The organism is Flagellimonas sp. (assembly GCF_965233845.1).
In the GTDB taxonomy this organism is placed as follows: domain Bacteria; phylum Bacteroidota; class Bacteroidia; order Flavobacteriales; family Flavobacteriaceae; genus Flagellimonas.
On sequence record NZ_OZ247584.1, the window covers coordinates 1,765,095 to 1,784,680 of the forward strand.

The 19,586-nt window shown below is 42.8% G+C and carries 21 protein-coding genes; 4 read left to right on the plus strand and 17 right to left on the minus strand.

All coding sequences use genetic code 11. The annotated features are described in order from the left end of the window. Positions 1-666, minus strand: coding sequence for an ABC transporter ATP-binding protein (locus ACO6S0_RS07620; protein ID WP_422351390.1), 666 nt, complete (start codon positions 664-666; stop codon positions 1-3). Positions 667-824: 158 nt separating this feature from the next. Here ACO6S0_RS07620 and msrA point away from each other — a divergent pair, with 158 nt between their 5' ends. Genes msrA through ACO6S0_RS07635 form a run of 3 tightly spaced genes read left to right on the plus strand, consistent with a single transcriptional unit; the run spans position 825 to position 2,309 of the window. Then, a complete protein-coding gene (gene msrA / locus ACO6S0_RS07625; protein ID WP_422351391.1) occupies positions 825-1,385 on the plus strand; it encodes a peptide-methionine (S)-S-oxide reductase MsrA in 561 nt (186 codons plus the stop codon). Positions 1,386-1,388: 3 nt separating this feature from the next. Then, entirely contained in the window at positions 1,389-1,988 is a 600-nt protein-coding gene (gene folE, locus ACO6S0_RS07630) for a GTP cyclohydrolase I FolE (protein ID WP_420399491.1), read from the plus strand. A gap of 39 nt (positions 1,989-2,027) precedes the next feature. Then, positions 2,028-2,309, plus strand: coding sequence for a hypothetical protein (locus tag ACO6S0_RS07635; RefSeq protein ID WP_420399492.1), 282 nt, complete (start codon positions 2,028-2,030; stop codon positions 2,307-2,309). Between the two features lie 25 nt (positions 2,310-2,334). Here the strand turns inward: ACO6S0_RS07635 and ACO6S0_RS07640 are convergent, their stop codons facing one another. The 16 genes from ACO6S0_RS07640 to ACO6S0_RS07715 all read right to left on the minus strand — a co-directional run bounded on the left by ACO6S0_RS07640 (position 2,335) and on the right by ACO6S0_RS07715 (position 19,145). Further along, positions 2,335-3,210 carry an alpha/beta fold hydrolase gene (locus tag ACO6S0_RS07640; RefSeq protein ID WP_422351392.1) on the minus strand — a complete coding sequence of 292 codons (876 nt, stop codon included), beginning with the start codon at positions 3,208-3,210 and terminating at the stop codon, positions 2,335-2,337. Then, a complete protein-coding gene (gene alr, locus ACO6S0_RS07645; RefSeq protein ID WP_422351393.1) occupies positions 3,194-4,420 on the minus strand; it encodes an alanine racemase in 1,227 nt (408 codons plus the stop codon). Before alr ends, ACO6S0_RS07640 begins: the two co-directional genes overlap by 17 nt. A 44-nt stretch (positions 4,421-4,464) precedes the next feature. Then, positions 4,465-6,681 (minus strand): DUF5916 domain-containing protein, encoded by a 2,217-nt coding sequence (locus tag ACO6S0_RS07650; RefSeq protein ID WP_422351394.1) that lies wholly within the window; start codon positions 6,679-6,681, stop codon positions 4,465-4,467. A 1-nt stretch (position 6,682) separates the two neighbouring features. After that, positions 6,683-8,110 (minus strand): ABC transporter permease, encoded by a 1,428-nt coding sequence (locus ACO6S0_RS07655; RefSeq protein ID WP_422351395.1) that lies wholly within the window; start codon positions 8,108-8,110, stop codon positions 6,683-6,685. A 2-nt stretch (positions 8,111-8,112) separates the two neighbouring features. Next, positions 8,113-9,519 (minus strand): ABC transporter permease, encoded by a 1,407-nt coding sequence (locus ACO6S0_RS07660; RefSeq protein WP_422351396.1) that lies wholly within the window; start codon positions 9,517-9,519, stop codon positions 8,113-8,115. After that, positions 9,516-10,232 (minus strand): ABC transporter ATP-binding protein, encoded by a 717-nt coding sequence (locus tag ACO6S0_RS07665; RefSeq protein WP_422351397.1) that lies wholly within the window; start codon positions 10,230-10,232, stop codon positions 9,516-9,518. The genes ACO6S0_RS07660 and ACO6S0_RS07665 overlap by 4 nt, the downstream gene beginning before the upstream one ends. Before the next feature lie 106 nt (positions 10,233-10,338). Then, on the minus strand, positions 10,339-10,680 hold the full coding sequence (locus ACO6S0_RS07670) for a hypothetical protein (protein ID WP_422351398.1): 342 nt from the start codon (positions 10,678-10,680) through the stop codon (positions 10,339-10,341). A gap of 45 nt (positions 10,681-10,725) precedes the next feature. Beyond that, on the minus strand, positions 10,726-11,319 hold the full coding sequence (locus tag ACO6S0_RS07675) for a type 1 periplasmic binding fold superfamily protein (RefSeq protein WP_422351399.1): 594 nt from the start codon (positions 11,317-11,319) through the stop codon (positions 10,726-10,728). Between the two features lie 12 nt (positions 11,320-11,331). Beyond that, positions 11,332-13,731, minus strand: a complete 2,400-nt coding sequence (locus tag ACO6S0_RS07680) for a TonB-dependent receptor (RefSeq protein ID WP_422351400.1) — start codon at positions 13,729-13,731, stop codon at positions 11,332-11,334. Positions 13,732-13,800: 69 nt separating this feature from the next. Further along, a complete protein-coding gene (locus ACO6S0_RS07685) occupies positions 13,801-14,103 on the minus strand; it encodes a hypothetical protein (RefSeq protein WP_422351401.1) in 303 nt (100 codons plus the stop codon). A 55-nt stretch (positions 14,104-14,158) separates the two neighbouring features. Continuing rightward, complete coding sequence (locus tag ACO6S0_RS07690; RefSeq protein ID WP_422351402.1) at positions 14,159-14,674, minus strand: DUF6787 family protein; 516 nt, start codon at positions 14,672-14,674, stop codon at positions 14,159-14,161. Positions 14,675-14,704: 30 nt separating this feature from the next. Then, positions 14,705-15,163, minus strand: a complete 459-nt coding sequence (locus ACO6S0_RS07695) for a DUF6146 family protein (RefSeq protein WP_422351403.1) — start codon at positions 15,161-15,163, stop codon at positions 14,705-14,707. 67 nt (positions 15,164-15,230) lie between these two features. After that, positions 15,231-15,872 carry a DUF937 domain-containing protein gene (locus tag ACO6S0_RS07700; protein ID WP_422351404.1) on the minus strand — a complete coding sequence of 214 codons (642 nt, stop codon included), beginning with the start codon at positions 15,870-15,872 and terminating at the stop codon, positions 15,231-15,233. A 72-nt stretch (positions 15,873-15,944) separates the two neighbouring features. After that, positions 15,945-16,898 carry a D-2-hydroxyacid dehydrogenase gene (locus ACO6S0_RS07705; RefSeq protein ID WP_422351405.1) on the minus strand — a complete coding sequence of 318 codons (954 nt, stop codon included), beginning with the start codon at positions 16,896-16,898 and terminating at the stop codon, positions 15,945-15,947. A gap of 53 nt (positions 16,899-16,951) precedes the next feature. Next, the gene (gene serC, locus ACO6S0_RS07710) at positions 16,952-18,016 is read right to left on the minus strand and encodes a 3-phosphoserine/phosphohydroxythreonine transaminase (RefSeq protein ID WP_422351406.1); all 1,065 of its coding nucleotides are present in this window, start codon (positions 18,014-18,016) and stop codon (positions 16,952-16,954) included. 82 nt (positions 18,017-18,098) lie between these two features. Further along, a complete protein-coding gene (locus ACO6S0_RS07715; protein ID WP_422351407.1) occupies positions 18,099-19,145 on the minus strand; it encodes an acyl-CoA reductase in 1,047 nt (348 codons plus the stop codon). 87 nt (positions 19,146-19,232) lie between these two features. Here ACO6S0_RS07715 and ACO6S0_RS07720 point away from each other — a divergent pair, with 87 nt between their 5' ends. After that, a complete protein-coding gene (locus tag ACO6S0_RS07720) occupies positions 19,233-19,586 on the plus strand; it encodes a 4Fe-4S dicluster domain-containing protein (protein ID WP_422351408.1) in 354 nt (117 codons plus the stop codon).

The following is a 19,586-nucleotide window of genomic DNA, read 5'->3' on the forward strand; positions in this document are numbered from 1 at the left end:
CTATCTTGAAACGATCACACCATCCACCATGGTGAGTTTTCTATCTGCCATATTGGCCAATTCGGTGTTGTGGGTTACCAAAATGAAGGTCTGACCAAATTCATCACGTAGCTTAAAAAACAGCTGATGCAGGTTGTCAGCACTTTCCGAATCCAGGTTTCCACTGGGCTCATCGGCAAGGATTACAGACGGATTATTGATAAGTGAACGCGCTACGGCAACCCTTTGCTGTTCACCCCCTGAAAGCGCATTGGGTTTATGGTCGTAACGATCAGAAAGCCCTAGGAAATCCAACAACTCCTTGGCCCTCTTTTCTGCCTCGACCCTGGGTGTTTTTTTGATAAAAGCGGGGATGCATACGTTTTCCAATGCCGTAAACTCGGGCAAAAGTTGATGAAATTGAAATATGAACCCAATATGCTCATTCCGAAACCGTGCCAGCCCTTTATCGTTCAATTGATTCACCGGGGTGTCATTGATCAGCAAAGTACTATCGGTTTTGTTTGAAGGTTCATCCAGGGTCCCCAATATTTGCAAAAGGGTAGTTTTACCAGCCCCGGAAGCGCCCACAACAGAAACAACTTCACCTTTGTTGATAGTCAGGTCAACACCTTTTAAAACCTCCAAGTGCCCAAAAGATTTTTTAATGTTTGTGGCTATGATCATAAAATCCTCGCTTCGGGGAGTGAAAGTAACAATTACTGCTGAGCGAACAAAAATTGGAGTTTTAAATAAAGTTTTTCTTAAGATTTACGACAATAAAATGCGAATCTCTTTGGGCATGAATGCTGGAATGGATAAGTTTATTTTAAGGTTTGATAAATATGGACATACAAGAAAACAAAAATTTGGAATTGGCAATTTTTGCCGGAGGCTGTTTTTGGTGTACGGAAGCAGTTTTTCAAAGATTGAATGGAGTAGTTGAGGTAATCTCGGGCTACACCGGTGGTGCAATCAAGAATCCAGCCTATCGGGAAATTTGTACGGGTAGAACAGGGCATGCAGAGGCCATTCAAATTAAGTATGACCCGACCAAAGTCTCCTTTGTGGAGTTATTGGAGGTGTTCTTTGCCACCCATGATCCCACAACATTAAATAGGCAGGGGAATGATGTGGGCAGCCAATACCGGAGTGAGATCTTTTATACTTCTCCTAATCAAAAGAAGGAAGCGGAGGAGTTTATTGCCTTGCTGGAAAAAGAAAAAGTGTTCACAAATCCTATTGTAACAGCCGTTTCAGAAGCAAAACCTTTTTATATTGCGGAACAGGAGCATCAGAATTATTACAATGATCACTCCAATCAACCGTATTGTCAGTTTATCATTGATCCAAAGATCAAGAAATTGAACAAGCATTTTTCTAACAAGCTAAATACCGCAACATAGCCTATGGCGCCCTATCAGAATCTGGAAGAATATAATATCGAAATTACCAACGAGGTCAAGGATCGTTTTGCCAAAATCATTGACGAGATTGGGGAGGATGTGCAACGGGACGGCCTCCAAAAAACTCCTGAACGAGCGGCCAAGGCCATGTTGTTTTTGACCCAGGGATATGGCCAGGATGCAGCGGAAATTTTGCGTAGCGCCATGTTTGAGGAGGATTATGACGATATGGTGATCATCAAGGATATTGAAGTGTATTCCCTCTGTGAGCATCACATGCTTCCTTTCTTTGGAAAAGCCCATGTGGCCTACATCCCCAACGGGCATATAGTGGGATTGAGTAAAATACCCAGGGTAGTGGATGTCTTTGCCCGAAGACTGCAAGTACAGGAGCGGTTGACCCATGATATATTGGAGTGCCTGAACAACACTTTAAAACCAAAAGGTGTGGCCGTGGTGATAGAAGCAGCGCATATGTGCATGATGATGCGAGGGGTCCAAAAACAGAATTCCGTAACCACAACTTCAGGGTTCCGGGGACAATTTGAAAAGATTGAGACCCGCAATGAGTTCTTGAAACTCATCAGCTCGGATTTGTCATAGGGATTTCCCCATCTCATTTGGAATTGCTATTTTTCCGCAATGGCAAAGGTGGAAGACCAAAAATATCAGCATTTACTTTTGGGATTATTGTTTGACGGTATTGGAATGCTGTCCTTCGCCATTCCGGGCATCGGGGAATTTTCAGATGTCATTTGGGCCCCAGTGGCAGGTTGGCTCATGACCCGGATGTACAAAGGAAAAATTGGTCAAGTGGCCGGGGTGGTAACCTTTGTGGAAGAACTTATACCAGGCTTGGATATTGTCCCTTCCTTTACCTTGATGTGGCTTTATACCTATGTTTTTGCCAGGCTTAAAAAGTAACCACAGATTGATCTGGGGTTCAGTATCATTTGGTGGTATTGGAGTTCAAAAACCCATCCAATAGTTGATTGAATTTTTCCGGGTTTTCCCAAAACATAGCATGACTGGTAATGGGAACGGTTTTAGCATTTGGGGCATGGGTGTGTAACCAATGGGAAGCATCATTGTACCAGTTATCCCTTACCATGTAGAGGGCTGGGATTTTACCATCAATGCTTTTAACGATTTCATTGTAATCACTAATAAGTCCGTCAATGTAAAGGCTTAATGCCGCATATTTGGGAGTTTGAAGGGTTTCGGCGATCATCCAATCTTCCACGGTTTTGGAAATTTCAGTTTCCAACATCCAATCCACAACAGCTTTGGCATAGCCTTCGGGGTCATTCAATAGATTTTTGAGACTTCCCCTGTAACCATCAAAAGTTCCATAGACCCATTCTGTTTCAGAATCGCCTATCCACTTTGGAGGCTCGTCAATAAAAACCAGTTGATCAAGACTCTTTGTACCATATTGCTGAACATACTCAAAAATAGTAGCGCATCCACTAGACCAACCAACCAATATGGCATTTTCAAGTTTCAATTCCGTAATCAAATGGTGTAAATCCTGGGCATGGACTTCATACGTATTCCCATTTTCAGTTTTGGTGGACTTGCCCTGACTCCTTGGATCATAGGAAACATATCGAAATTCTTTAGCGTAATGATCCTTCTGGTGCTTAAAAAATTCCGTGGTCATGGTCCAACCCGGTATAAAAATGACGGGCTGTCCATTTCCAACGTCTTCCACGAATAAATTCAAATCCTCATTTGGCAGCTTAATAAAACTCTCTTGTGCAAAAAGCCAAGAAGAACCCAAGCTAAAGAGGATAATAACCAGATGTTTACAGGAATTCATCATGAACGAATTTAGGAATGGATTCTTTATACTGAATTTGAAGATAGTTGTGACCACCTGCTAATTTACCAAATCCCTCTGGTGTTATTTCAGGCTGGTCTGGCCCAATTAGCGTAGCTATATCTCCTACATCAACAGTTTTTTCTGGGCCAATGGCCAGATTGCAATGGCTGGCATTCACGTTGACCACGTTGTAAAGTGTATCGTTGATCAGTACTTTGGCACCGTTTTCGGCTCCGCTGTAGTATCCGTCGGCCCATCCAATGGGCAAGGTAGCAGTCCACTCATCAGCCTCTACTTTATAAAATCGGGAAAAACCAATGGTATCTCCTTTGCGCAGTTTTTCCATTCGAATCACCGGAGCTTTCAATCGATAGGCAAGTTGCAACGGCACATTTTTGGCTTGATCCATTTTGGAAAGGGGATAAGTACCGTGCAATAATATGCCTGGCCTAACCGTATTAAAATGGGATTCTGGCAGATCCAAAAGTGATAGGGAAGGGGCCATATGTAATCTTGATGGTATGATCCCATTGTCCTTCAATTGACCAATAATATTGGAGAAGCGTTGAATTTGAGTCTGAGCAAAGTCCACTGGAGTGGTCAAGGTGCTAAATAGGCCAGTAATTTTGATGTTGGGTGTAGATGCCAATTCTTTGATCCAACCCACTCCTTTGGAGTATGGCATTCCCATCCTGCCTAAGCCGGTATCTATATATAATTCTACAAGAACCTCTTTATTACCTTGGGATGCGAGCTTTTTGATTTTGTTGCTGGATGCCAGGGAAAATGCGCTTAAGGTAATGGCATTATTAACCAAATCCATTCCTAAATCCTCATTAAAATCCCCCATTAACAGTATAGGTTTGCTAACCCCATTTCCGCGCAGCGCAAGACAGCGTTCATCCTTTACCAGTGCAAAACCTGCAATGTGTGTACTTTGATCTAAAATTTGAGCCACCTGAACATCACCCAAACCATAGGCATTGTTTTTTAAGACAGCCATAATAGGCTTGTTTTGTGCCATTTGGGAAATCAATTGTACGTTTTTCAAATAGGCATTCGAGGAGAGCTCAATCCAAGGATTGGTGGTTTGGCTTACCAAATTGCTCTCGCTAGGATGTAAAGTTTGCGCAAGTGAAAGATGATGCGAAAGGCCAATACCTACAGTAGCGAAGGCAGTATTTTTTAAAAATTTCCGTCGGGTTTTCATTCTATTGAGTTTTATTGAGGGCATTAGAATCCTCCTACAACTACTTAAAATTGCTTTAGGAGGGTAATCTTGCCAATGAATTGTCTAGTACTTTGCATCGGATCAAAAATGTCCGTTTGGGTATCGTTGAACACGAGATACACAAAAGAAAGCGGCATATATTCCCAGCTCAAACGCGCATTCCACCTTCCCTGCTCATTAAAACTATTATACTGGTAAAAAGTGGAGAGTTGTACCCTGGGGTTCAAAGCCAACCGTAAATTAGCGGAATACAGATTTGTGGTTAGATTGGAGTCACCAATCCCCACATCTTTGATCGTATTATGCTCGTATTCCAATGCCAGTGCGGCATGGGGAATGGGGGCAAAGCGGGCAGCAGCATTTACGGTATTCCGGGTTCCGTTGTAAAAACTTCCAAAATTATATCCTAGGTCACCCGACCATTTTTTGGATTGGTCGGTGTTGTATTGCACCAAATAACGGGTGTAATAATAGTTGTCCTGAGCAATTTGGAGACCCAATGGAGCAAAATCAAAGTTGATATTTTGCCAGGTTGGCGTTGCTGAAACCTCAAAAAAACTATTGTCCTTGAACCAAGTAAAGATCGGAAATATGTACAAACTAGCCTGTTGAAACTGCGTAGGGTCTGTTGCATCATGCAAATAATTGACAAACATCCCGGGGTCCCACCGCCTGATCCAATCCATTTTTTTGGGTCTGACCACGAAATACCCGCCAGGATTATGTCTGATCACATTGGTTTGACGAACAAAACCCATTCTTGGATTGTAATTGGCATCTGTATATTCTGTTACCCATCCATAGTAGAATTTATTGGAGTCATTGCCTGCAAAAAACCGCCCTGCGAAGCCGGTTTCCCCGGTTTCCTCGTCTATGGATGTGGATAGGATATACTGAATATCCCATTGACTTGTGGGGCGTATTTGTCCGTCTACAGTGAGGGTGGTATTGTTATTACTTTCCAAATTCAGGTCATCATGTTCGTTATCCAAGCGATGTGTGACCATAACCCCAACATTGTTTTCCCTACCGTAATTCCTGAGATAACGGAATACTCCAAAATTTGCTCCCGCGGAACCATCCGTTTCCCTTTGACGTACGAACAATCCGGCCAAGGCATTTTTTTCGGTACGCTGGGTAAAACGTGCGCCAACATCAATGGGTGCCGGGGTGGCATTAAAGTTCCCCTGAAGTCCAATACGTCGGCTAAAAAATGGCCTTATGGATTGTTGCAATCCACCAGCCCAGATTCCCGAATTTTCCAAAAAGAACTGTCGCCGTTCTGGAAAAAAGATATTGAAACGTTCCAAGTTGTTTACCGCTCTGTCCACATCTGCTTGGGCAAAATCGGTATTTACCGTTAAATCCAATACGGTTTTGGGATTCATGGCCCATTTGACATCAAAACCCAACTTGGGATCACTGGCTTTGGACGTTAGAACATCTCCTTCCTTGTTTTCATCATACTGGTACAAGGTATAGGGCTCCACCCTAATATTGGCAGAGGGAGGTGGAACTTCAATATCCGTCAATTTAGCGGCATAGGTCATTCTATAGGGGGTGAATGACTGTGGGATAGCTGGAAAAGTGGATACTTCCACTTCCCTACGGGCATAACGAACCATGGTCATTCCCAACTCGATGGTATTCCCATTTTCCGGGAGGTTGTATCGAAGTGATTTAAACGGAATTGCCATTTCCACCGTAAATCCTTGATCTGTACGTTGCGTTCGAACCCTCCAAAGGGTATTCCAGCCTGTATCAAAATTGTTCCCATTAAAATTTTGGAAATCCCTTTGGTTCCCATAAGGTGTGGTCTGAAATCCTTGGGCATATTGTTTCAGGTTTTGGGGATCCAAGGCAACTCCAAAGATATCGTTCTCCCCCCAACTAAAATCCCGACGCAAATCCTGAATCCGAATTCCTGGAATTCCCAGGGAATCCTTACAAAATGCGGATACATATAGATTTTTGTCATCATAAAGGAATTTCACCAAGGTTTTATAGGTGACCTTGCCTCCCTGTCTGGGTTCAATGCGAAAAAAATCATCCGCCAGTTCAACCTTATCCCATGCGGGTTCATCCAAACGACCATCAATCTGGATAGGGGACGCAGCCCTAGAAACTGAAATTTCCATGGGTACTTCCGGTGGGGGAAAATTCTCTGCATTCTCTTCCTGGGCTTGGATGCCATGTACGCATAGGAGCCAAGAAAAAATCAAAATATAATATGCTCTCATGCTATGGTGTAATGATGTTTTTACTGGATTGATACCCCATTCCTTTTGCAAACCCCAGCGCTACCAATCCCAATGCAATCACTACAAGTACCAATATGCTTTTTGTGGTGCTATCGGATTCCAATGATACATATTCAAAGACGGGTAGATTTTTGTAATCTTCACTGGAAAAGGGTTGATTGTTATAGAGGAAAGGCAATAAATGCTGCCGCCAAGTTTCTGCAAAGGCCGTTACTTGCTTTCTATAATTTTCATAATCCCTTGTAGAAGTTCCTGCCAATGCGTTGAGTTCCTGCTGCACAATAATGGCAGGGGATACCCATTTGAGTTGGGAAATCCATTGTTGCTGATTCTGTAATTGACCTTCAAACTTTTGAATTACGGGTTGCAACTCTTCCCGTACCAATTGTTGGGATGCCATATACCGATGATAAAAACTTCGGCCCTGGTTGGGGTCGTTGATGGCATATTCTGGATGATCCCTTAAAAAGTTATCCAGGATTTCATCTTGTTTCTTTGTAGCATCCTCCTTGGCATTTCTCAATTGATTAATCATCAGGGTACGGGAGGGCATAGGGTAAAGTGTACTGCCCATCTGATTCAATGTGGATGGGATCAGCAAAACAAATAGCAGCCATAAGCCTATAAGAGCTATAGCGTTTTTCGCTGAACTTCCTACCCAAAGGTTGACTACGAACGCCACAGCAAACCAAAACAGAACGTATCCCACGGTCACACCCAACACGGGTAAAAGATCAGCTAAGTTGCTATCATTGCCATTGATATAGAATACAATTGTGAGTATAACACCAATCATTACAATGATCCAAAACAGACGTATGACCATTTTTTGCAGTACCCATGACGCCAACGAAATGGGCTGGGAAGCCAAAAGCCTCAACGTTCCACTTTCCCGTTCTGAAGAAAGGACATTATAGGTAAATGCAATGATGATCAAGGGCAACAAGAAAATAATGACAAAGGCAGGATCAAAACTGCCAAACAACTGCTGAACGGGATTAGTGATTTCCGTGAAATTAAGGGCTAGATCATCACCAGAGGTCTTTGGTTTTACGTAGTGCGTAAATAAATCACTTTGTCCCGTGGAGATATAAGCTAAATTGGAAGGATCCATAGCAGCAACACGTGGATGATAATTACCAACCGCCATAGGTTTGGATGGAATGGTCCAAGGCGAAGCAGAGACCTCCATACCACGTTCTATGGAGTCCAATAATATTAGCATTTCCTGATCGGTTTCCTTTACCTCCTGATGGGCCGCCAGAATATCCAATTTTCTCTTGTCCACTTTTTCGTGGCCGTTGTAAAAGGCAAAAAAGAACAACGCAAAAAGGAGGAGGCTCAGCAATTGGATCCAACCATTTCGAAGAAGCCCTTTTAGCTCATATATAAAATTAAACTTGTACATCGCTATAATTTTTTAGTGGTGAGAAACAGAAGGGAAAATGAACCCAATATCCAGACAGATAAAATGGCCGAGTTGGAAGAATTCCTTGAAAGGGTTTCGGAAAGCTCAGGAGGATCATAGTCAAATACAGGCATTTCTTTCCAGGTGGATTCATCTGCCCTGTAGCTCCATTCTCCATAAGAGGAATTTTCGGCAAAATTACCATTGAGGAAGGCCTGCAGGTCTACCCGATATGTTTCTGCCGCATCAGCAAAGTCCCAGTGGGTGGCATAATCTGTATTTGCAACGGCCATACTCATAAATCGTGCAGGTAAAAAAGGCGATAACACGGCCAGGTTGCGGTACAATTTGGACTGTTGCTCAAATTGTGTTTTTAAATGCTTATAATGCTTAAAATAGATTTCAGCGGTATGTTCCTCCCCTTTCTGCATCCGATAGGCGTCAAAATTGAATGGAAGTTGTTCCAAACTATCCACATTATGCTGCTTTAAGACTTCATCTTCCAGCATTTTAGCCTGTTTGTTCCATGGATCATGACCGTCAATTCCACTTTTTTGATCCTTGGTTATGCTCGCAGCGAATTCTTGTCTAGTAGGGTAGGGATATTGGGATTCTGCCATATTGCTAGCGGCCTTCGGAACTGCCAAACAAGCTAATATCCAGACCCCTAGAGATAATACAAGAGAGATTCCCGATTTCTTCATTTTAGAGGAAATGAACAGGACCAAATTGATGAATATCATATAATAGACCATATACACTAGCAACATAACCCCCAAAGATTCCCAGCTAAACACACCAAAATCCTTAAGATTGGACAGGACAATTCCAGCTACCATAAAAAGTAGTGCTACAACGAGGAAAATAGGAGTGAAAATAGCCAACCACTTTCCAAAAATCAGTTTCCAGACTGGAGTTCCCTGACTTTTCAAAAGCACCAAGGTTCCCATTTCCTTTTCTTTGGTGAAGGCGTTGTATCCAAGAAATACGATCAACAAAGGAAGAATAAACAAGAGCACAAAATCGGGCGTTAAGTCGCCAAATCGGGCCAATCCAGTTTGATCTGCGGCTTGGCTAAATTGGGCTTCGTTACGTTTATGTGCCTCCAAGAAAATGGAGGTTCCAGTAAATTTATCAACCCCATGATCCACAAGGGAAAGCGGATATTTGGGTTTAAAGGCATAAGTGCCATAGTGGGCGGCGGAATGTGGGTTTTTTTCTCCTTGACCTTCCCAAATGTGACGCTCAGCGGTTTCGGCTTCCTTATATTGTTCGTTGATTGTTGTGTACTGGCTCTTACTGATCCAAGTGGCTACCGCCATCAATAGCACTACAATTAGAAAACTAATTCTGACTCTTCCGTCCCGAGACAACTCCTTAAGTTCTTTTAGAAATGTACTGCGTATCATACTACTGCCTCTTTGTAGTCCATGGTTTCCAAGTATGCATGTTCCAAATCACTTAGGGATATCTCATCGGCCACAAATTCCTGCTTCAATTGGCCATTTTTCATAATACCAATGTGCGTGGCAATTTCTTTTGCCCTAAATAGATCATGGGTGGCCATGAGAATGGCTACGCCCTTGCTTCGTAACTTTTGGAGCAGCAAACCAAATTCGTTGCTTGCTTTGGGGTCTAAGCCCGAGGTAGGCTCATCAAGTAACAACACGCTGGCATTTTTGGCCAGAGCCAGGGCTATGCCCACTTTTTGTCGCATTCCTTTGGAAAAGGTTGAAATTCGTTGGTGGAAGGCACTGGTTTGAAGTCCAGCCTCTTCCAAAAAAGCCTCCAATTTGGCTTTATTCAATTGGTTTCCGCCAATACCGGAGAAGTAATCCAAGTTCTCAACTGCGGTCAGGTTGGGATATAGCATAAGATTTTCAGGGATGTAGGCAAGATGCTTTTTAGTCTTTTTTGGGTTTTCGGAAACAGCAAGACCATTGATAAAGCAGCTACCGGATGTGGGCTTGATAAAACCCAGTAACAGGTTGATAGTGGTAGTTTTACCGGCACCATTGGCTCCTAACAAACAGTATAGGTCACCGGCTTTGATGTTTAGATTGAGATTGTCCAGTACAGTAGCATCACCATAAACCTTGGAGAGATTGTTGGTCGTAATCATTTTGAGTTGTTTTTTGATTTGAAGTGTATATGCAATCGCACCCTCAAAATCGTTTTTGACTTCGAAGTGTAAAGAACCAGGGCCAAATCCTGATGGAAAGGCCTATTTAGATAAGGGAGATACGGGGAGAGGGAGGACCCCGTCTATAGTTGGTATAATGCCCAACAATTGAAGAGAGTTGGCTTTTGGATTCTGGAACCCGAAAGCACAGGGAACCGTGGTCTGGGGAATAGGTTTCTGCGGTGTGAACCGCCGGAGTGGGGTTCAATTTTGCGCAGATGTCACATGCATCTTCGCTACTGCTAACCCATTCATCGCTATTGGCTTGGTCCTGTTCAAAATCATTTGCATGAAAAATAAACATATGGTAAGCACCAAACAGCTGCTGTATGGCTAATACAGCAACCATTAAAGTGCTTAAGACCGTATGTCTAAATTCTTTATTCATGAAATAATTATGCTATTTACAGCACCTTGATTTTGAAATCAGGTGTTACTCTATAGTTAGGTTAAAGGTTTGTGTGATATCGGTTTCACCACCAGCATCAGCCAAAGTCCCATCATTGGGTTTTTTAGGCTCATGTCGCAAGGTTACCGTAAGAGTTCCGGAGCTTGCATCTGTCGTGGTAAGTGTAAAAGTTATGCCCACAGGATTATTGGTGGTGAAATTGGTGCCCGTCTCGGCAGAAACGTAGTCAGATTCTTCATCACTATACTCCGTTGTGGCATTTAACCCACCTTCAACAACATAGAAGAACTGATGCTCTGCAGCTTCACCTTCTATTTCCTCATTGACTTCTTCTGCAGGAGTTTCAGTTTCATTGAGGAGCACAACAGATCCGTTATAGGTTGTGTTTTCCGCCAAATTTCCCGAAACCGTGATTACAGGAGCATTTGGACCATCGCCATCCAAATCCCTGGATTGTAGCTCGATGGCAGTTCCGCCACCGTCTGGGGTAAGGGTAACCGTCATGGTAGTGATGGTTTCCTCTTCATTGATTTCCTCCGGGGAGTTATCATCATTGGAGCATGATGCCAAAAAACTTCCCGCTAGGATTGCCATTGATAAAAATTTGATCGTTTTCATGTAATAAAGGATTTAATAATTAAGTTTTAATTGAATCAAAATGTTTCTCCCTAAATCATCGGCGAAAAACCTTTGGCGATTTAGATAGTCCCTATAATTGGTGTTCAAAAGGTTATTGACCACCAATGAGGTCGTTATTTTTTTATTTCCTCCCCATGGAAATTCCATTTGAGAACGTAAGCCCAACAGGTGATAGGCATCTGGTGCTGTATTTATTTCGAGCAGAACTTCCTGTTGCTGCTCAGGAGAAAAGACCACGATGTTGTCCGGTGTCTCATTTTGTCTAAACACATATTGACTTTCCAAGGAAACACTGAAATTTTTCCATTGGGGAATGCTATACGTGATTTGATTGCCCAAATTAGCTGCCGGAATATTGATCAAAGCTGTATTGTTGTCCATTTCCTGTCCTTTGACCAATGAAAAGCGATGGTCCGTTTTCCATGAGTTCGTCCAATGGGCGTAGGCCGAGAAATCCAGTCCAAGAAGTCTGGCATCGGTCTGACGGTATTCCCAGACCGGAAAAGCACCTCTAATGGTGAACTCCACACCTGAGGGCTCCAGGAGTAAAAAGTTTTGTACCCAGTTGGCAAAAGGTTCCACGGAATATCCCCAAGAATCAAAATCCTGTTCAAAGGAAGCCGTGAACTTGTGTGAGGTCTCGTTATCCACCCTTAAATCCCCCAATTCAATTCGGGCCGCGGAATGATGCAAGCCGTCGCTAAACAATTCAGAAGGGTTTGGCGCTCTCTGGGCCAAGGCGTAGTTTAATTTTAAGGTCTCTCCCGTGTCCCATTGATATTTCCCACCTACTGTGGCCGAAATGTTATGGTAGTCAAATACAGGATTGACCAACAAAGAAGTTCCTAAATCTTCCACAATTAAATCTTGGAACTCGCTGTTGTATCCACGTTCATTCCATCTGGAAGTTTGATAAAATTTTTGGGCATCTATTCTGGTGAAATCGTAGCGGATACCCCCTTCCAGTAAGAATTGATCCGAGATTTGGATTTCACCCAATGCAAATGCTCCCAGGTCGAACTTCTCATAATCCGGGATCAACCTACGAACTCCAGTTGCGGGATTGGGGAAATTTTCCTGATAGCGACCCAAAAGCCCCACATGCATTTGATAATCTTCCTTGGAATCCCATTTAAAATCAGTAGATAGGGTATGGGTGGTCAATTCCAAATCTATGGAGGCCCGGCCATCCAGTTCTCCTCGTCGAACATCAAATTCGAACCGTCGATTGCTTTGAAAATCATATTGGAAATTCCATTTGCCAAGTCCTTCAAATCTTTTATAAAAATGGAGCTTGGCCAAATGATGTTTTACTTCTTGTTTTGGGTTTTGCAGATCATAGGTGAAATCACGGATAACCTCGGGTTGTCCATTGTTAATGCTTCTGATCAAGTCATCCACATTACCAATATGGGAAGCCCGTAAAACAGCAATTTCAGAAGAAAAATAGGCATACCGAATGTCCCAACCCCAAGTGAACAAACGCTTTCCGAACCTTAAGGAGGTGCCAAATTCCTGTATTCCGGTATTGGAAAGGACATAATCTGGAGCCTCCAAATCCCCAAGTCGTTTGTAGGAGCCTTGAACCTTGGCAAACCAGCCTGATCCAAAGGCTTTGGTCAACTCGGAGGTTATTGCGCCTCCTCTACCATTGGTATTGCCACTGATCAGTGTTTTGCCAAAAATGGTATCCTTAACAGGAATTTTGGCCTGTTCCAGAACTATGGTTCCCCCAATGGCATCACCGCCATACTGTAGCGCCGATGCCCCCTTTATTACGGAAACAGCTCCTGCTGTATTTATATCGATATTAGGGGCGTGTTCATCTCCCCATTCCATATCTTGCATCCGCACGCCATCGTTTAGAATCAAAACACGGCTGCCATTTAAACCGTGAATAGTTGGCTTTACGATGTTGGCACCGGTATTCAGAGAAGAAACGCCCCCCAATTCCCGCAAAGCATCACCCAGAGTTCCCGAACTATAAAGTTCCAAGGTCGGAAGCTTCAATTTTTCCTCGGATGCTGTATTGGTCTTGTCGTTAATGGCTTCTCCAACTACATCCACTTCATCCAATTCCTCCAAATGGTGTTCCAACTTGATGTCAATTTTGGTATCCTCTTGGATCGCTATATTCATTAAAATGGTGTTGCATTCGGGATGCGACACTTCCAATTCATAATTCCCAGCGCAAACTGCGGACATTAGAAAATTTCCATCGGCATCGGTTTCTACCGAGTGGGCAGTTCCTACAATCAAGAGGGTTGCATTTTCCAAGGGTGATTTGCTATGGTAATCTGTTACTTTACCGGTAATGGTATGGGTGCAATTCTGCGATAGGCCCCAAAAAGGGGTTGCTATCACTAGTGTGATGAAAAGCAATGCTTTCATACTTAAATCAATAAAATATTAGTGTTCATTTAGGACTCCTATACAAGTCCAGTTGCGGGATTCAAGCCATTAGGCCTGAGCTGAGGGTGGAGGCCTCGAAAAAAAGAAATGGGAGCTGGGAATTGGAACATTTATCTGATACTGGAATTCCACCTCTTCGGTAATGAAGAAAGTGTTGACTTCCGGTATCATGACCTTTCCAGTAATTTCAAAATTGGATTGCTGTGATTCCAGTGCAATTTCGCAGATAGCACAGTTTTCAATTTCATGTGTTTCCCCATCTTGATGGGAGTAAACATGCAAAGCAGAAACCTTCACCAACATGAGGGTGGCGAACAAAAGAAATACGAAAATCTTCTTTAAATCCTGCATTAGATGGCAAATCTAACCAAATTAATGGTAGGAATTATGTTAACAAAACCTTAAACTAGGGGATTAGGAACCCCAGTCCCATGCGCTTGAGCATCTTCTTTTCAAAGTCCCAAAAGAACTTAAACTGGCCAAAAAGCCATCCGAAGCAAATCAACAGTACCTGATATATGGGAAAAATAAGCAGGATTCTAGCGGTCCAATACAGCCAGCCGCTTACCAAATCCCGTTTTAGTCCAATGATTTCGGTCAATGGTCCGGCCAATTTACCGGAGAGACTACCCGTGACGGCAAAAACGATAAATATGGCTATCATTTCCCAACGTTGTTCCACAATCCATTTATTGGATAATTTCTTGAAGCACCATAAAAAAAAGCGGAGCATCACATAATATAAAAGGACTGAACTCCCAAGCGTAAAAGGCCATTCCCAAATGCTGTTGTTTAATTCGAAGAGATGCAGAAACCTCCTGGCAATCATATAGGCGGTAAGAAAAAGCAATGCTACACCCAGGAAAGGAAAAAGGTATTGCCAGTTTTGGGTAATGTCCCAGCGTGCTTTTATTTTTTTCATCGAATAAATTTCGACGGCAAAAATAACATTTTATATCCTTGGAAGGAAGGGACCCAATCGCTGATTGTATTTGCGTTGGAAATAAATAAAATAGTTGTAGAGCTTGTAGTTTACATCGTACCCATAATCTATATTCGGGTCATAATCAATCTGGAGTTGATAAAGATTGGGATTGAATCTTTGGGGCTGAAGTACCCTTTGATTCCAATTGATGACCAACAATTGATTTCGGTTTTCCAGAAAGTGTTGGGAATAATAACCTTCTGGTCTGGCTATGCTTTGCAGCCATTGATAAAAACCGGGTTCAATGATGATGATTTCGTACTCTGTTTCTTCATCCTTAATTTCAACCTGTGCATCATCTTCCGAGGTAAAAACCGCTTTTTCCTCTTCAGATATGGCCACCGTTTCTTTTTGGGCCGTACAGGAAAGAATCAATCCCAGAATCATTACAGCCCCAAATAGCTTTTGTAAAATGTTCTTTTTCATAATATTAAGGTACGAAAAAGCCATTTGAAATTTCAAATGGCCTTGTTAAATAACGTTAATTCTTGGATTATTTCCTGAAGAGGCCTCCCAAGAGCCCTCCAAGTCCACTTTTCTTTTGATTGCCGCCGCTAAGTACCATTCCGGCTAAATCGTCAATAACGCTGCCGTCTCCATCGGAATCCAAGAAGGTCTCAATAAGGGATTGTTGCCTGGTAGCAGAGCTTCCTCCTCCCATAAGTCCTCCTAAAAGGCCACTAAGGGCATCAGGTTTGCTTACGTTTTGCTGACGGGTCTGTTTGCCCAAGTACCCTAAAAGAATGGGTGCAGCTATTTTCAAAATTTGTGCTATAGATCCAGTATCCATGCCCGACTTGCTGCTCAAGGCACTTTCCACCTGTGGTTGTTTTGCTCCGAAGATATGTCCCAATATCCCTGCTCCATCATTCATTACACTTTGATCTACACCACCGCCGAAAAGTCCACCAAGATCATCCAAAATACTTCCGTCGTGTTTTGAAGAAAGCGCGTTCATCAATCCTTCTGCACCGCTTTGGGTAGAGACATTTCTTTTCATGGCACCCATAAGCAAGGGCATGGCCATACTGAGCACATCTGCGGTCTTGTTTTCTGGCTGCCCTGTTTGACCGGCAACTCCGCTAATTAATTGTTTGCCCATTGGGCTGTTTAATAAATCTAATAATCCTGACATTCCTTTAGTGTTTAGTTAAGACCCCCAATGTACAAAATTGAAGGTATCGATTCTGGGTTTGGTCAAAAAAACTTAGCTCAGTAAGCTAACCACCTGATTGGCCAATTCCAGACCTATCCGGTCTTGGGCGGCCTTGGTGGATGCCCCAATATGGGGTGTCAAGGAAATTTTGGGATGCATTAGGATTTTGATTTCGGGAGTGGGTTCGGATTCGAAGACGTCCAAACCAGCAAATGACAGTTTTTCTTTTTCCAGGGCATCAATCAGTGCAACTTCATCCAAAACGCCCCCACGAGCCGCATTGACGATTCCGGCACCTGTCTTCATCATTTCAAATTCTTTTTTTCCCAGGATATATCCATTTTGCGCTGGGACATGAATTGTAATGAAATCGGATGCTTGCAAAACTTCTTCAAAAGTGTTGGCTTTCATTGAAAAGGTTACCGACTGTCCATCAAAAAAAGATACGCTTAAGGTGCAGTCTTCTACATTATGGTCTGCATAGAGCACCTTCATGCCCATGGCAAGCCCAATCCGGGCCGTAGCTTGTCCAATTCTTCCAAAACCGATGATACCCAAGGTCTTTCCCCTAAGTTCCATTCCATTGGTGTAGCTTTTTTTCAATTGCTTGAATTTGCTATCCCCTTCCAAAGGCATATTTCTATTGGAATCGTGTAAAAATCTGGCCCCACTGAACAAATGGGCAAAAACAAGTTCGGCCACAGAGGCTGAGGACGCGGCTGGTGTATTGATTACATGGATTCCCTTCGATTTGGCATAAGGAATATCGATATTGTCCATGCCAACACCTCCACGGCCCACCAGTTCCAAATTGGGACAGGCATCAATCAATGATTTATCCACTTGGGTAGCACTTCGTACCAATAGTGCCAGTACTTGGTTGTCATTGATAAAATTGGATAATTGTTCCTGTGCCACTTTGGTTGTCAAGACTTTAAAGCCTTCTTTTTCCAAGAGTTCTATGCCGGACTGTGCGAGTCCATCGTTTGCCAGTATCACCTTCATAAATTAAAAGTGTTGAATTTTAAATGCTACGTTTTGAATTGCTGTTGACTTGTTTATCCCCTTTTCTCCAAATCGCTCATAATATCTACCAAAACACCAACACTTTCCAAGGACATGGCGTTGTACATGGAAGCACGGTACCCGCCTACAGAACGGTGGCCGTTTATTCCGCTTATTCCTGCTTCCAGGCATTTTTGATCAAAGATTTCCTTTAGGGTCTCATCGGTGATATTGAAGGTGGCGTTCATGATGGAACGATCCTCCTTGGCCGCAAATCCTGAGAAAACAGGATTCAATTCTATTTCCGAATAGATTAGATTGGCCTTGCGCTCATTGATTTCCTCAATGGCAGCAATTCCTCCCAAATCCTTTAGCCATTGCAGGGTGAGCATGGAAACATAAACCGCAAAAACTGGAGGTGTGTTAAACATACTATCCTTGCTGGCATGCACCGAATAGTCCAACATCGAAGGGATTTTTCGGGATACCTTGCCCAAAATATCTTCCTTAATAACGACCAAGGTAGTACCGGCGGGCCCCATGTTCTTTTGAGCGCCGGCATAGATCAAATCAAATTTGGAGAAATCCAGTTGACGGGAGAATATATCCGAACTCATATCACAAACCAAGGGGACATCTGTTTTGGGAAACTCCTTGATCTGGGTACCGAAAATGGTATTGTTTGAAGTCAAATGCAAATAATCCAGGTCTTTTGGAACGTTGTAACCCTTTGGGATGTAATTGAAGTTTTGATCTTGTGAAGAGGCAACTTCCACAATTTCGCCCATTAAACGAGCTTCCTTGATGGCTTTTAGACTCCAAGTACCGGTATTGACATATCCCGCTTTTTTATCCAGAAGATTATAAGCGGTCATTAAAAATTGGGTGCTGGCCCCGCCTTGCAAAAAAAGTGCTTGATAACCTTTGCCTTCCAACCCCAACAACTCCAAAGCCAAGGAGCGGGCCTTTTCCATAATGGCCACAAATTCTTTACTCCTATGGGAAATTTCGATAAGGGACAACCCAATGCCATCCAATTCCACAACGGCTTCTGCCGCTTTCTGCATTACTTCCTGTGGCAAAATACATGGGCCTGCGCTAAAATTGTGCTTTTTCATTTGATAGAGGTTAGTTGCAATCCGATTAATTAAGCGTCAAAGGTCTTAAAAAAACTTGGATCTAAAAATCGGATGGTCTTATCTAAAGCTGCTGTAAAAAATCCAAGGTATCAATCCCGTCCGCATAATCGTGAAGGCTGGGTTTTTGGGTTTCTCCAAAAGCTATTTCGGAAGCTAGCAACCCTTTGGACACCACACATTGGATATCCTCCTTCCGATCTTCAAGAAGATTTTTGATTGTATCCAAAGAATCATAATGCGCATAAAATAAAGAAGCTATGGGAGAAGCAAAACCCTCATCTTCCTTCAGAACCAAGAACCCATTGTCCAGTATTTTGAACTCACTCATCAAATACACCGCTTTATTGTAGTCGTAATTGTTGGCATATTTATGTTGATGGATGATGTCCTTGTATTCAAACAAGGCATTAAAAAGGGGTTCAAAATTGTAATCCTTTGGCACGTAGATTTTGGAGACATTACGGCAACCTAAACCGTAGTATCTAAAAATATCTTCACCCAGTGCTATCAGTTCTTCTTTGGTTTCCTTTCCCGTAAGAACGGCAACAGCATTCCGATTTTTTCGTATGATGTTGGGCTTTTTCCCAAAGTAGTATTCAAAATAGCGACTTGTATTATTGCTACCCGTAGCGATTACAGCATCAAAATGGTCAAACTTTCCATCAACAAATTGAATGGAGTCCTTAAGAGAGGCTTCATACCCAATCAACTGTTCCGCAAGATAGGGTAGGAGCACGGTATCATTGGAAGATAGTTTGGCCTGAACCTTATTTCCCGAGAGCAGCACGCAAATGAAATCGTGAAAACCCACTAAGGGAATGTTTCCGGCCATGACAATCCCAACAACTTTGACATTTTTTCCTTTTTCAAATGCATATTGGGACAACCAAGTGACCATATTTTCCTCCGTCAACAGATGGGCCCAGTGTCCAAGGCTATATAGCATGTTTTCTTGGGTAAACCAACCATTTTGTTGTTCGGACCGGGCCAATACTTCTTTAAAATCAGCGTTAGCATTATTGGCTCCTGAATTGCGGGATTCACAAAAATCCTGGATAAAACCTCCAAGTTTAACAAAAGCTTGCACTATTGGGTTATGGGCCGTCATTATATTTGTACACTAAATTGGTAGGGTTTATTTTTGCGCAAAAGTACGCATGCTGAAATAAACTCAGCATATAGGAAAAAGAAAATTATGGCGATTATTATAACAGACGAATGTATCAACTGCGGGGCTTGTGAGCCGGAATGCCCAAACACCGCAATTTATGAGGGTGCTGATGAATGGCGCTATAGTGACGGTACTTCCTTGGTTGGTGATGTAGTATTGCCAGACGGAAAGGCAGTAAATGCTGATGAAGTACAAGAACCTATCAGCGACGAAATTTACTATATAGCTCCGGATAAATGTACCGAGTGCATGGGCTTTCATGAGGAACCCCAATGTGCCGCTGTATGTCCAGTGGACTGTTGTGTTCCAGATGAAGACCGGGTAGAGTCCGAAGATGTTCTTTTGGGCAAGCAGAAATTTATGCACCCGGACGGGTAG

Excerpts from the sequence above, each read along its gene's own strand:
- ACO6S0_RS07620 (WP_422351390.1), bottom strand. The coding sequence starts at position 666 with ATGATCATAGCCACAAACATTAAAAAATCTTTTGGGCACTTGGAGGTT.
- msrA (WP_422351391.1), top strand. The coding sequence starts at position 825 with ATGGACATACAAGAAAACAAAAATTTGGAATTGGCAATTTTTGCCGGA.
- folE (WP_420399491.1), top strand. The coding sequence starts at position 1,389 with ATGGCGCCCTATCAGAATCTGGAAGAATATAATATCGAAATTACCAAC.
- ACO6S0_RS07635 (WP_420399492.1), top strand. The coding sequence starts at position 2,028 with ATGGCAAAGGTGGAAGACCAAAAATATCAGCATTTACTTTTGGGATTA.
- ACO6S0_RS07640 (WP_422351392.1), bottom strand. The coding sequence starts at position 3,210 with ATGATGAATTCCTGTAAACATCTGGTTATTATCCTCTTTAGCTTGGGT.
- alr (WP_422351393.1), bottom strand. The coding sequence starts at position 4,420 with ATGAAAACCCGACGGAAATTTTTAAAAAATACTGCCTTCGCTACTGTA.
- ACO6S0_RS07650 (WP_422351394.1), bottom strand. The coding sequence starts at position 6,681 with ATGAGAGCATATTATATTTTGATTTTTTCTTGGCTCCTATGCGTACAT.
- ACO6S0_RS07655 (WP_422351395.1), bottom strand. The coding sequence starts at position 8,110 with ATGTACAAGTTTAATTTTATATATGAGCTAAAAGGGCTTCTTCGAAAT.
- ACO6S0_RS07660 (WP_422351396.1), bottom strand. The coding sequence starts at position 9,519 with ATGATACGCAGTACATTTCTAAAAGAACTTAAGGAGTTGTCTCGGGAC.
- ACO6S0_RS07665 (WP_422351397.1), bottom strand. The coding sequence starts at position 10,232 with ATGATTACGACCAACAATCTCTCCAAGGTTTATGGTGATGCTACTGTA.
- ACO6S0_RS07670 (WP_422351398.1), bottom strand. The coding sequence starts at position 10,680 with ATGAATAAAGAATTTAGACATACGGTCTTAAGCACTTTAATGGTTGCT.
- ACO6S0_RS07675 (WP_422351399.1), bottom strand. The coding sequence starts at position 11,319 with ATGAAAACGATCAAATTTTTATCAATGGCAATCCTAGCGGGAAGTTTT.
- ACO6S0_RS07680 (WP_422351400.1), bottom strand. The coding sequence starts at position 13,731 with ATGAAAGCATTGCTTTTCATCACACTAGTGATAGCAACCCCTTTTTGG.
- ACO6S0_RS07685 (WP_422351401.1), bottom strand. The coding sequence starts at position 14,103 with ATGCAGGATTTAAAGAAGATTTTCGTATTTCTTTTGTTCGCCACCCTC.
- ACO6S0_RS07690 (WP_422351402.1), bottom strand. The coding sequence starts at position 14,674 with ATGAAAAAAATAAAAGCACGCTGGGACATTACCCAAAACTGGCAATAC.
- ACO6S0_RS07695 (WP_422351403.1), bottom strand. The coding sequence starts at position 15,163 with ATGAAAAAGAACATTTTACAAAAGCTATTTGGGGCTGTAATGATTCTG.
- ACO6S0_RS07700 (WP_422351404.1), bottom strand. The coding sequence starts at position 15,872 with ATGTCAGGATTATTAGATTTATTAAACAGCCCAATGGGCAAACAATTA.
- ACO6S0_RS07705 (WP_422351405.1), bottom strand. The coding sequence starts at position 16,898 with ATGAAGGTGATACTGGCAAACGATGGACTCGCACAGTCCGGCATAGAA.
- serC (WP_422351406.1), bottom strand. The coding sequence starts at position 18,016 with ATGAAAAAGCACAATTTTAGCGCAGGCCCATGTATTTTGCCACAGGAA.
- ACO6S0_RS07715 (WP_422351407.1), bottom strand. The coding sequence starts at position 19,145 with ATGACGGCCCATAACCCAATAGTGCAAGCTTTTGTTAAACTTGGAGGT.
- ACO6S0_RS07720 (WP_422351408.1), top strand. The coding sequence starts at position 19,233 with ATGGCGATTATTATAACAGACGAATGTATCAACTGCGGGGCTTGTGAG.